At 71.7% G+C, this 11210-nt stretch carries 10 protein-coding genes and 1 pseudogene; 5 read left to right on the top strand and 6 right to left on the bottom strand.

From position 1 onward, the window contains the following. A partial coding sequence (locus tag VM306_RS02405; RefSeq protein ID WP_414672319.1) for a TerC family protein occupies positions 1 to 397 on the top strand: 397 nt, incomplete at its 5' end. Positions 398 to 449: 52 nt separating this feature from the next. Here VM306_RS02405 and VM306_RS02410 read toward each other — a convergent pair. Then, entirely contained in the window at positions 450 to 1652 is a 1203-nt protein-coding gene (locus tag VM306_RS02410; RefSeq protein ID WP_325510538.1) for an amidohydrolase family protein, read from the bottom strand. 89 nt (positions 1653 to 1741) lie between these two features. On the opposite strand from VM306_RS02410, the gene VM306_RS02415 reads away from it, so the two are divergent. Then, positions 1742 to 3601 carry a S9 family peptidase gene (locus VM306_RS02415; protein ID WP_325510539.1) on the top strand — a complete coding sequence of 620 codons (1860 nt, stop codon included), beginning with the start codon at positions 1742 to 1744 and terminating at the stop codon, positions 3599 to 3601. A 34-nt stretch (positions 3602 to 3635) separates the two neighbouring features. On the opposite strand, the gene VM306_RS02420 is transcribed toward VM306_RS02415, so the two are convergent. Both VM306_RS02420 and VM306_RS02425 read right to left on the bottom strand, forming a co-directional pair. Continuing rightward, positions 3636 to 4292, bottom strand: coding sequence for an RES family NAD+ phosphorylase (locus VM306_RS02420; RefSeq protein WP_325510540.1), 657 nt, complete (start codon positions 4290 to 4292; stop codon positions 3636 to 3638). A gap of 28 nt (positions 4293 to 4320) precedes the next feature. Next, positions 4321 to 4905 (bottom strand): DNA-binding protein, encoded by a 585-nt coding sequence (locus tag VM306_RS02425; protein ID WP_325510541.1) that lies wholly within the window; start codon positions 4903 to 4905, stop codon positions 4321 to 4323. A 156-nt stretch (positions 4906 to 5061) separates the two neighbouring features. Here VM306_RS02425 and VM306_RS02430 point away from each other — a divergent pair, with 156 nt between their 5' ends. Beyond that, entirely contained in the window at positions 5062 to 6231 is a 1170-nt protein-coding gene (locus tag VM306_RS02430) for a glycosyltransferase 87 family protein (protein WP_325510542.1), read from the top strand. A 130-nt stretch (positions 6232 to 6361) separates the two neighbouring features. Here the strand turns inward: VM306_RS02430 and VM306_RS02435 are convergent, their stop codons facing one another. From VM306_RS02435 to VM306_RS02445, 3 genes are all read right to left on the bottom strand, one after another. After that, positions 6362 to 7264: a hypothetical protein gene (locus VM306_RS02435; protein WP_325510543.1), complete on the bottom strand. Its 903-nt coding sequence runs from the start codon at positions 7262 to 7264 to the stop codon at positions 6362 to 6364. A 146-nt stretch (positions 7265 to 7410) separates the two neighbouring features. Then, a complete protein-coding gene (locus tag VM306_RS02440) occupies positions 7411 to 7878 on the bottom strand; it encodes a hypothetical protein (RefSeq protein ID WP_325510544.1) in 468 nt (155 codons plus the stop codon). A 58-nt stretch (positions 7879 to 7936) separates the two neighbouring features. Further along, positions 7937 to 10135, bottom strand: a complete 2199-nt coding sequence (locus tag VM306_RS02445; RefSeq protein WP_325510545.1) for a DNA/RNA non-specific endonuclease — start codon at positions 10133 to 10135, stop codon at positions 7937 to 7939. Here VM306_RS02445 and VM306_RS02450 point away from each other — a divergent pair. Together VM306_RS02450 and VM306_RS02455 are read left to right on the top strand one after the other, a co-directional pair. Then, positions 10134 to 10709, top strand: coding sequence for a hypothetical protein (locus VM306_RS02450; protein WP_325510546.1), 576 nt, complete (start codon positions 10134 to 10136; stop codon positions 10707 to 10709). The genes VM306_RS02445 and VM306_RS02450 overlap by 2 nt on opposite strands. Before the next feature lie 3 nt (positions 10710 to 10712). Further along, a pseudogene (locus VM306_RS02455) lies at positions 10713 to 11210 on the top strand (hypothetical protein); the annotation flags it as partial.

Consider the following 11210-nt stretch of genomic DNA (forward strand, 5'->3'; position numbering starts at 1 on the left):
CTCCACCGACCTGCTCTTCGCGCTCGACTCGATCCCCGCGATCTTCGGCCTCACCAAGGAGCCGTTCCTGGTGTTCACGGCCAACGCGTTCGCGCTGATGGGCCTGCGCCAGCTGTACTTCCTGCTCGGCGGCCTGCTCGCCAAGCTCGTGTACCTCTCGATCGGCCTGTCGGTGATCCTCGGCTTCATCGGCGTGAAGCTGATCCTCGAGGCGCTGCACACGAACACCCTGCCGTTCCTCAACGGCGGCGAGCCGTTCCACGTGCCGACCATCGGCATCGAGGTCTCGCTGTCGGTGATCATCGGCGTGCTGGCCATCACGACCGTCGCCAGCCTGCTCAAGGTGAAGCGCCACCCGGAGGCCGCGAAGCACATCGGTGCCGACGCGAACCACTAGCCCGATCGTTTTCGAAGTGGCCCGTGTCCGTGGACACGGGCCACTTCTCGTTTCAGAGCACGGAGAAGCCGTTCTGGTAGACGGCGCGGATGGCCTGCTTGAGCGTTCCGGCCTTCACGTGCTGCTCGGCGTCGCCCTCCACGAGGACGAGGTCGGCGAGCTTGCCCGGCGCGACCTCACCTAGGTCGTCCTCGAGGCGCATCAGCTCGGCGGCGGACGTGGTGGTCGCGTGGATCGCCTCGGCGGGCGACATGCCGTACTCGACCATCAGCGTGAGCTCGGTGAGGTTGTCGCCGTGCGGGCCGACGCCGGAGTCGGTGCCCATCGCGATCTTCACGCCGGCCTGGTGGGCCTTCTGGAACGACTGGAAGTGCTGCGAGACAACGATCTTCGCCTTGTCCAGGATGACGTCGGAGATCGCCGCGCCCGCCGCGGCCTGGTCGAGCACCATGCGCGGCGCCATCAGCGTCGGCACGAGCCACGTGCCGTTCTTGATCATCTCTTCTACGCCCTCGTCGGTGAGGAACACGCCGTGTTCGATGGAGCGGACGCCGTTGCGCACGGCCGTGAGGATGCCGTCGCCGCTCATGGCGTGCGACATGACCGCGATGCCCGCGGCGTTGGCCTCCTGCACGATCATCGCGATCTCCTCGTCGCGGAAGTGCGCGTGACGGGGGTTGCTGCGCGGGGACATCACGCCGCCGCTCGACGCGATCTTGATGATGTCGGCGCCGTGGCGGACCAGCGTGCGGATGACCTTGCGGAGCTCCTCGGGACCGTCGGCCACGGTGTTCGGGAGGCCGGGGTGCAGCGGCGGCGAGATGTGCGCGCCGCACTGCATCCAGTCGTCGTTGTGGCCGCCGGTCTGCGAGACCATGTTGACCGCGATCTGCATGCGCGGGCCCTGGACGAGGCCGCGCCGGACGGCTTCGGCGACACCGAGGTCGGCGCCGAGGGCGTCGCGGACGGTGGTGATGCCGCACCGCAGGGTCGCCTTCATGTTCCCGATGGCCTCGTAGAAGGGCAGCGAGAACGGCGTGTTCAGCGACCGCACCAGGTCGGCGCCGCTGAACATGAAGTGCACGTGGCAGTCGAACAGCCCCGGCAGGATCGTGTGGCCGGTCGCGTCGACCGCGGTGTCGCCGTCGAGTCCGGTGCCCACGTCGACGATGCGGTCGCCCTCGACCACCACGTCGCCGGGCTCCGTCGTCGAGCCTGTGAAGACCCTGCCCCCAGAGAACACGATGCGCGTCATACGCGGAAATCTATGCGGCGAGTCAATTTTTGTGATCGGTCAACAAACGACTATGAGCTTTGCTAACAAGTTCTGTTAGCGTCCACGCCGTGCGCCCTGAAGACCTGCAGCTGCTCACCACGCCCGGCACCGTGGCCGTGTCCGGGGACTTGGTGCTGGTCAGCATCACCACGCCCGACCTCGACAAGAACACCTACCGGGGCGGACTGCACCGGGTGTTCCCGGATGGCACGACAACGCCGTGGACGCACGGTGATCGTGACAATGCACAGCGCATTTCTCCGGACGGCCGGCTGGTCGCGTTCTTGCGCGTCAGCGGAAAGTCCACACCGCAGCTCCACGTCGTTCCCGTGGACGGCGGCGAGCCCCGCAAGCTGACCGACCTGCCGCTGGGCGCCGGTGCCCCGGTGTGGTCGCCGGACTCGTCGCGTCTCGCGTTCGTGGCCCGCGTGCCCGAGGAGGGCCGCTACGGCACGACCGACGACGGCCCCGAGTCCGAGGCCCCGCGCCGCATCACGCGCCTGGACTACCGCGTCGACGACGTCGGCTTCCTCGCCGACCGCCGCCCGCGGCTGCACGTCGTCGACCTGGACGGCGAGGTCACCGAGGTGACCGACGGCTCGTTCGACGTCTCGGACCCGGCCTGGGCCGACGACTCGACGCTGGTGTTCGTGGCACCGCGCGACCTCGGCGCCGCCGAGACGCTGCACTCGGACCTGTACACCGTGCCGGCTGAGGGCGGCCCTGTGTCGCTGCTGGTCACCGGTGCCGGTGAGGTCTCGATGCCGTTCGTCGCGGACTCGTCGCTGTTCTGGCTGGGCACGGAGTTCACCGGGATCGACGCCGTGGCGCGCAACCACGGCCTGTGGAAGTCGGCGCTGGACGGCTCCGGTGCCACGCGCCTCACCGACGTCGAGACCGTGGACGTGGAACGGCTTTCCGGCCAGCCCGTCGCCGATGCCTCCGGCGTGCTGCTGGTCGTGCGCAACCGGGGCGCGCTGGAGCTGCGCCGGATCCCGTTCGACGGCGGTCCCGGCGAGGTGCTCGCGGGTGCCTCCGCGACGGTCCGCTCGTTCGCCACCGACGGGTCCACCGTGATCGCTGTGGTGTCCACTCCGGACAGCCCCGGTGAGGTCGAGTTCGTCGGAACCGGTGTGCGCACGTCGTTCTCGTCGGTCGACACCCGCCGCGTCGTCGAGCTCACCGGCTCGGCCTCGGACGGCTACCCCGTTCACGGCTGGCTCGTGCTGCCGGAAGGCGACGGCCCACACCCCGTCGTGCTCGCGGTGCACGGCGGCCCGTTCATGTACCACAGCTGGGGTTTCTTCGACGAGGCCCAGGTCTACGCCACCGCCGGATACGCCGTCGTGCTGCCGAACCCGCGCGGCTCGGCGGGCTACGGCCAGGCCCACGGCCAGGCGGTGATCGGCAAGTTCGGCACCGTGGACGTCGACGACGTGCTGTCGCTGCTGGACGTCGCGCTCGCCCGTGACGACACGGACTCCGAGCGCGTCGGCGTGATGGGCGGCTCGTACGGCGGCTTCATGACGTCGTGGCTGTCGGCGCACCACGGCGAACGCTTCCGCGCGGCCTGGTCCGAGCGCGCCGTCAACGCCTGGGACTCGTTCTCGGGCTCGTCGGACATCGGCTACTTCTTCGCCGACGCCTACTGCGGCACCGACCCCGGGGCGCAGCGCGCGATGTCACCGCTGACCTACGCCGAGAAGATCAACCTGCCGTTCGCCGTCGTGCACTCCGAGCACGACTGGCGCTGCCCGATCGAGCAGGCGCAGCGCATGTTCGTGGCCTTGAAGCGCCGCGGCGTCGAGACGGAGATGCTGATCTTCCCGGGCGAGGGGCACGAGCTGACCCGCTCCGGTCAGCCGCGGCACCGCAAGCAGCGCTTCGACGCGGTGCTCGAGTGGTGGGGCCGCTACCTCAAGGCCTGATCGCCGGCGCGAGGGTGCTGCAACCGCAGCACCCTCAGCCCAGCAGCGTGTAGTTGAGCTCCTCGCACACGCGCGCCAACGGCAGGTCCAGACCCGGATGGTCCAGCGGCAGCAGCACGTCCGGCGCCGCGGGCAGCCCGGAGGCCCCAGGCGGGTCCCACAGGCAGATCGCGGGGTCGCCGGAGTCCATCGACGACCGGTACCAGAGCCCGTCCAGCTCCGGGTAGGCCGCACGGATCGCGCGGGACCAGGCCTGGGTCACGAGCTTCGGCCCCGTCGAGATCTCCTGCGACGCCCCGACGCGGGTGGGCCACAACCCGCCCAGGTCCAGCAGTCGCAGCGTGCGGCGGGGGCGCAGCACCACGATGAACGGCGAGCGGGTGCGGCGGTCCACGATCGACGTGGCCTGGAAGACCTCGGCGATCGACGTGCGCACGGACAGGCCGAAGTACAGGACGCCGTTCTCGTGGTCCTGGACCGGGCCGCCGTCGTCGGCCGGTTGTTGTGCGTCGAAGCGGGCATGGGGGAGCGGGCCCGTGTAGCGGAACGTGTTCCAGCGCTGGGGGTGGGAGCCCTTGGCCGTGAACACCCGCACCAGGCGGGTCGCTCGGTGCACCGCCACCACGTCTTCTGTGCGGCGCAGCTGTGCTTGGAGCACGGCAGGGGCAGGCGGCTGTGGAAGCCGTGACATTCGGGTCCTGTCGGGTGTTCGGGAACGCTCAGGCAGGTGTGCCGAGCACGGAGGCGAGGTCGGCCACGCGACGTGGGTCTCCTCCTGCGAGGAGCCACTCGCGCGGGCTGGCGGGCTTGCCGTCGACCAGCAGGTCCTCCTGGAGCTTCGTCATGAACGCGGCCACGACCAGGGCCGGCTGGTCCGCCGGGATCGCGGCCAGCACGGTTTCCAGGCCGGGGAGCACGCCGTTGCCCGCGAACTGCCAGGCCGGCAGGCGCCAGCTGCCCCTGTCCTTCCAACCGACTAGCCTGCCCACGCCCAGGCGGTGGCGGATGCGGCTCGTGTCCACCTGCAGCTGGCGCGCGGCCTCGTTCACGGTCAGCGCCGAGTCGCGCAGGACCGCGTGGGCCACGACGGTGCGGGTGCGGGGCTTCGAGTCGCCCGGTCCGGCCGGGGAGAGGTCGAGGCCCACGTCGGAGAGCGCCGTCCGCTGGTCCGGCGTGAAGTACGTCGCCGGTTCCGGGTGCGGTGGAGCCAGTCTTCGTGCCGCGTCGGACACGAGGTCCAGGAACTCGTCGGGACTCACCTGCAGGCCGGCCTTGGCCAGCACCGTCTCCAGGGCGGGGCTCATGCGCACAGAATAACCCGCGCGTGCGCATTTGTGCGCCCTACGAACGACTTAAGGCCGAAAGTTGCACTTTGCGCGTTCATTCGACAACGCTACGTGAGAATCTCAGGTCCAGAGCGGTGACGTGGGCCTCAACCGGCTCACCGATACCATTTCCCGATGCAGCTGGACCGCTCGGCCAAACGGGTCGTGGTGGCGTGGGGTGCCGTCATGGTCGCCACTCTCGCCTACGTCATGATCCGCCCGCCGGGGTGGTCGCTCGACCTCCGCGTCTACCGCAACGGCGGCGCGGCGTTCCTCGAGGGCCTGCCCCTCTACGTCGAGGGCTTCGCGAAACCGCTCGGCGGCCCCGACCTGCCCTTCACCTACCCGCCGATCGCCGCGGTGCTGTTCGGGCTGCTGGCGCTCGTGCCGCTGGGCGTCGCGATCTTCGCGGTGGCGCTGGCGAACCTCGCGATGCTCACCGGCCTGTGCCTGATCGCGGCGCAGCGCGTGGTCGGGTGGGGGCCGGACGCCGTCAGGTGGGGCCTGGGCGCGGCCGCGGTGTCGTCGATCTTCGACCCGCTGCGCGAGACGTTGTGGTTCGGGCAGATCAACCTGTTGCTGGGGCTGCTCGTGATGGCCGACTGCCTGCTTGAGCGCACGCGCTGGTGGCCTCGTGGCGCGCTCATCGGGCTGGCGGCCGCTATCAAGCTGACGCCGGCGTTCTTCGCGTTGTTCTTCGTGGCGCGCCGGCAGTGGAAGCCCGTTCTCGTGTCCATCGGGTCGTTCTTCTTCTTCGGACTGCTGGGGTTCCTCGTCGCGTTCGGCGACGCGAAGGAGTACTGGACGCACGCCCTGCTCGATCCGGGCCGCGTCGGACGGCTGACCTATGCGTCGAACCAGGCGGTGCGCGGCACGGTGGCGCGCTTCGGCCTGGAGAACGGCGCTCAGGTCGCCGCGTGGCTCGTGGTGTCGCTTCTGGTCGTGGCGACGGTGTGGTGGTTGGCATCGCGCCTGGGAGACGTCGAGGCGTTCTTCGTCGTGGCGCTCGGCGGTCTGCTGATCTCGCCTGTGTCGTGGGGGCACCACTGGGTGTGGATCGCGCCCGCGCTCGTGTTGCTCGCACGGCCCGTGTTGCGCCGTCAGTGGGCGTCGTGGGCGATCGTGGCGGTGTTCGCCATCGGGCCGCACTGGCTGTTTCCGCGCGACAACGACGTGGAGCGCGACTGGAGCTGGTGGCAGCAGTTGATCGGCAACCTCTACGTGTTCGTGGGGGTCGCCGTGCTCGTCACACTCGTGGTGATGGCCGTGCGAGACCGCCGTCGAACTGCCTCGACCGCAGGCTGAACAGCACCAGCACCACGCCCCACCGGATCGCGAACACCATCGAGCCTCATCGTCCCGAGTGGACGACAGGAGTCGGTGCGGTAGGCCTCTCCTCCGAGGGAAAGGCCTACTCGCGAACCCTTGTGGGGGCTCAGCCCTGCTGGCCCGTGATGATCGACACCGCGCGGTCCTGCGTCTGCTCGGGGACCTCCGCGACCTGGAAGCCGCGCGCCACGGCGTGCGCCACCAGCTCCGGCTCCGGCGGCAGACCGTACTTGCGCAGGTAGTGCGGCACCGCGCCGGCCCAGATCCACGTGCCGTCGGTGCGGAAGTTGAGCGGCACGTCCTGCTCACCGCTCTGCGAGAACTCGTCGAGGTCGTAGCTGCGCGCGGCGAGCACGACCGGCGCCGACTCGAGGTAGGTGAGCAGGCCTTCGACCAGCTGCGGGTCGACCGGCGGGCGGTTGACGACGATGCGCCCGTCGTCGTTCTTGCCGTCGTACACGCGCGCCGTCCGCAGCTCGGCGCCCGGCTGGGGCGGGGCCTGACCGGGCTGCTGGGGCGGAACCTGGTACTCCTGCTGGGGCTGCTGCTGCGGCTCCTGCGGGGGCAGCGGCGGCAGGCCGACGCGCTGGCGCCACCAGTCCGGGATCAGCCTGTCCGGACGCGGGAACGTCTGCAGCTCGTCGCGGAAACCGATGGGCGGCGGCGCGTTGCGCCAGCGCGGCTCGTCCTCGGCGTTGAAGTCGACGGTGAACGCCGCCGGAGCTTCGATCTCGTACAGCGCGTTCAGCCACGTGCCGCGATCCGGGTGGTGCATGCCCGCGCGCAGCTGCCCGAACATCTGCACCACGTCCATCGGCGGCCGCACGGGCCGGAACTGCCCATCGGGCCCGGCGAACGCCAGGTCGACCTCGATGTGCCGTCCCGCCGCGCGGTACTCGGCCCTGATGCGCTGCCAGCCCTGAGGTACGGCCGGCAGCATGGCACGGCCGATCTGCCGCACGAGCAGCTGCTGGTCCTGCTCGCTCAGCGGTGTCGCCGGCTGGCTCATGATTGGTCCTCGCCCCTCTTTCCCCGTGCAAACCCCGCTGATCTTATCGGGCGGCCGCAGCACGTGCGGGCCGGTCGCACACCCCGGCCCGTTCGCGCCCACTCCGAGTGGGTGTGAGTGCCCGTAAGACCAGCGATCTCAAGGAGTTACGAGTTGTCCTCGGATCCCGCGGCGGCCTCCGCGGCCTCGGCGAGCTTGTCGCGCAGCCAGTCGGGGGTGTGGTCCTCGCTGCGCGGGTAGTGCTGGAAGTCGAGCGCGTAGGCACTGGCCGTGAGCGGCGGGGTGTAGGCGGGCTCGCCGTCGTAGTCGTACTCGACCCGGTAGTTGCGGGGCGGTTCGAGGAGGAGCCGCGCGGTGAACCAGCTGCCCCTGTCCTGCTCGTACATGCCCTCGCGCAGCGAGCTCATCCGCGACGAGATCTTCATCGGCACGGGCACCCGTTCCGGTTCGCCGGTCGTGGTGGCGAGGAGCTCCGCGGAGTCGACGCCGACCGTGGAGCGGTAGATCAGCTCCATCCGCTGCCAGCCCGCGGGTGCGTTCTGCAGCATCACACCCGCGACCTCCTGAACCACCTCTTCCTGCTCAGGTGGGCTCAGCCGGTTCGGTTGGGTCATGACGGTTCCTCACTGCGTTCGGGGTCCTGGGATCGCTGACGCTACCCGTGTGCGGTGATCACGGCTGAAGCGGCGGGACGTTCTTGTAGGTGACCGCCGGCTGCAACACGCCGTCGACCCAGTACTGGACACCGATCATCGTGGGGGCCTTGCGGCCGTCCGGGTAGTCCATCTCGATGCTGACGTCGAGCTTCGGCTTCGGGTCGCGGCTGAGGATGTCGCCCCAGTGCTCCTCGAGCGCGCGGAAGTTGTCGGCGATCGTCGTGCCGGCCTGGCGCTGGTTGAGGGACTCCAGCATCGGCACCATGTTGATGTACTCGCCGGGCCCGTCGAACTCGGTGCCCGCGAGGTGACCGCCGTTCCAGCCGACGTCCTCGAACAGCTGGACCTCGCCGGGCAGCGGGTCGCGGCCGTGCGTCTGCCGGAAGTTGTCGACGATCTCGGAGTTGATGTCCTTGTACTCGTCGCGGCCCTCGTGCCCGACGGGTCCCTGGTCGGGGCTGCGGCGCGCGTCGTCCGAGCCGGTGTGGACGAGCTCGCCGTCCATCCTGGCCGTGCGCCCCTCGGCGTCGGTGTGGAAGTGGTAGACGCTGCCGGCCTGACCGGTGACGTGGTAGGTCGCGTTCGGGAACGGCTGCCTGCTGTCCGGACGCCAGTTGCCCTTCTCGCCCGAGGTCGTGTGGACCTCGACGATGCGGCCGTCGCCGTCGGTGACGAACGTGCCGCGATCGCGCCCGCCCCGGTCGGTCACCTCGTAGCGGGTGTTGGGTTCGAGCGTGCTCGGCGTGCCGTCGGGCTCACGCCCGAAGGGCTTGCTCTTGAGCGGCGCGTCCGGGTGGTCGGCGTCGATCGTGATCTTGGGCCGCGGGTCCGGGTCGGGGGTGTTGTCCGCGTCGTTGTCCGCGGACCGGTCCCGTGCGTCGGTCGGGTCGAGGTCCTTGTCCCCGTCGTGCGTGCCGGGCGCGAACCCGTCCTCGCTGGCCCTGGTCCTGGAGCCGTCCGGGTGGTGGGTCTCCCACTCGCCGTTCGGGGGGATCCGGGGCTGGCGCGTGCCGTCCGGGAGGATCTCCGGGTCGCTCGTGAAGACGCGGCCGTGGGTGTCGGTCCAGGCGGGCTTGGTCGGGGCGACCACCGGCGCGTCGAGGTGCCGGGACAGCTGCTGGGCGAAGTCGTTGCTGCCCGCGTCACACCCGATCAGGCGAACGGGACGGCTGCCGTCGTACCCGCCGCGCCGCAGCATGTCGGCGTACTCGGCGGGCGTGTAGTCGTGACCGCCGATGCGCGCCCGGCCGTCCGGCGTGACGTGGACGTCGGCCGTGAAGAAGCGCGGGTCGTCGGGAACGCGGTGCGGCAGGTCGCCCATGTCGCCGTCGCCGCCGTGGTGGGAGATGCCGGCGGGCGTGGACTCGGCGTGCCGGGCGTGCGCCTCGTCGGGGCTCGGCCGGTCGGCGGGCGGGCCGTCGTGGTTGTTCGGCGCGTCCGCGTCGCCGTCGTGCGGCCGGTCCGGGGTGCTGTCGTGCGGGCGGTCGGCGTCCGGGCCGTGGTGGGGCGCGTCGGGGCTGTGGGGCGCGTCGGGCTGGTGCGGGACGTCCGCGTCCGGCCTGTGCGGGGTCGCGGCATCCGGGCGGGTCGCGTCCGGGGTGCGGTGCGGGGCCTGGGCCGTGTCGGTGCCGCGGGGGCGGGCGCCTTCCGGGCTGTGGGGCCGCGAGCCGTCGGGCCTGGTGCCGTCGGGACGGGTGCTGTCCGGGCGGTTGCCGGGGCCGCTGCCGTCGGGGCGGTGGGGAGCGTCGGGACGCGACGGCGAGTTGGGGCCGCCGTGCGGTGCGTCAGGACGCGACCCGTGCGGTGCGGTGAACGCGTCGGGGCGCGACGGGGAGTTGGGCCCGCCGTGCGGCGCGTCGGGACGGGAGGGCGCGTTCGGGCCGTTGTGCGGCGTGTTCGGGCTGTGCGGTGCGTCCGGACGCGACGACGGCGCGGTCGTGCCGCCGTGGGGTGCGTCGGGCCGCGACGGCGTGCTCGGGCCGCCGTGGGGCGCGTTCGGGTTGCCGTTGGGTCCGCTGAACGGTCCGTTCGGGCGGCCTTGCGGGGCGTCCGGGCGGGAGGACGGCGTATTCGGGCTGTGCGGTGCGTTCGGGGCCGTCGGCGCGGACGACTGCGGGCGCATCGGGGCGTCGCCGCGGGGAGCGTTCGGCGAGCCCGCCGAAGGCGAGTGCGGGGTTCCCGCAGACGGGGCGTGCGGGGTGCCGGCGGGCGGCATGGCCGGGGAGTGCGGCGCTGACGGCGCGTGCGGGGCCGCCGCGGACGGTGCGGTGGCGCGGCTCGGGGGAGTCGCGTCGGGGCGGCCCGCGTTCGGGGCGCCGGACGACGGGCTCGTGGCCGACGGGCTGTGTGGAGTGCCCGCCGAAGGAGCGCCGCCGGAGGGGCTGTGCGGTGTGCCGCCGGACGGGCTGTGCGGCATGCCGCCCGAGGGAGCGCCGCCGGAAGGCATTCCGCCCGACGGGGCGGAAGGGGCCGTCGGCATCGAGCCGGGGCGGGCGGGGGCGTCGGCACGGGCGGCCGACGTCGAGGTGTCGGGGGAGCGGGGTGCCGGGGCGCTCGCTCCGAGGTCGCCTCGGTTGCCCGGCGTGCCGGTCCAGCCCTGGCCGCCGGTGGACGGACGGCCCGCGGCGGGGGAGGACGGGGCGTTGCCGCCGGCGTTCGGGGCGCCGCCCATCGGGGCCGCCTGGGACGGCGTGGCCGACGGGGAGCCGTCGGGAGTGCGCGACGGGGCGTGCGGGACGTCCGGCCTGGCCGGCGCCTCCGGTGGTGCCACCGACGACTGGACCGTCTGACCCGTGCTGCGCGGGGCCGGGGCGTCCGGCGCGGAGGGAGAGGACGGGGAGGGAGAGGACGGGGAGGACGCCGTGTGCGGGGCGCTCGGGCTGGAGGGCGACGAGCTGTCCGGCGTGCGGGCGGACGACGGCGACGAGGCGGTGTCCGGGGTGCGCGACGGCGCGTCCGGGGAGGAGCTGTCCGGGGTCCGGGACGGGGCGTCGGGGGAGCTGTCGGGCGTGCGCGACGGAGAAGGCGCGGACGACGGCGACGAAGCGTCCGGGGTCCTCGACGGAGAAGGCGCGTCCGGCGAAGAAGAAGGCGACGAAGAAGAAGGCGACGAAGGCGAACTGTCCGGAGAGGACGGCGACGAAGGCGAACTGTCCGGAGTGGACGATGGAGAGGAACTGCCGGGCGAGGACGACGAAGGCGAGCCCGGGGTGCCAGAAGGCGTGAGGTCCGGGACGTCGGTGCGGTGGAACAGACCGCCCGGCTTGATGGACTTGGTGGAGATCACGTCG

It is taken from the genome of Lentzea sp. (assembly GCF_035525475.1).
In the GTDB taxonomy this organism is placed as follows: Bacteria; Actinomycetota; Actinomycetes; order Mycobacteriales; family Pseudonocardiaceae; genus Lentzea.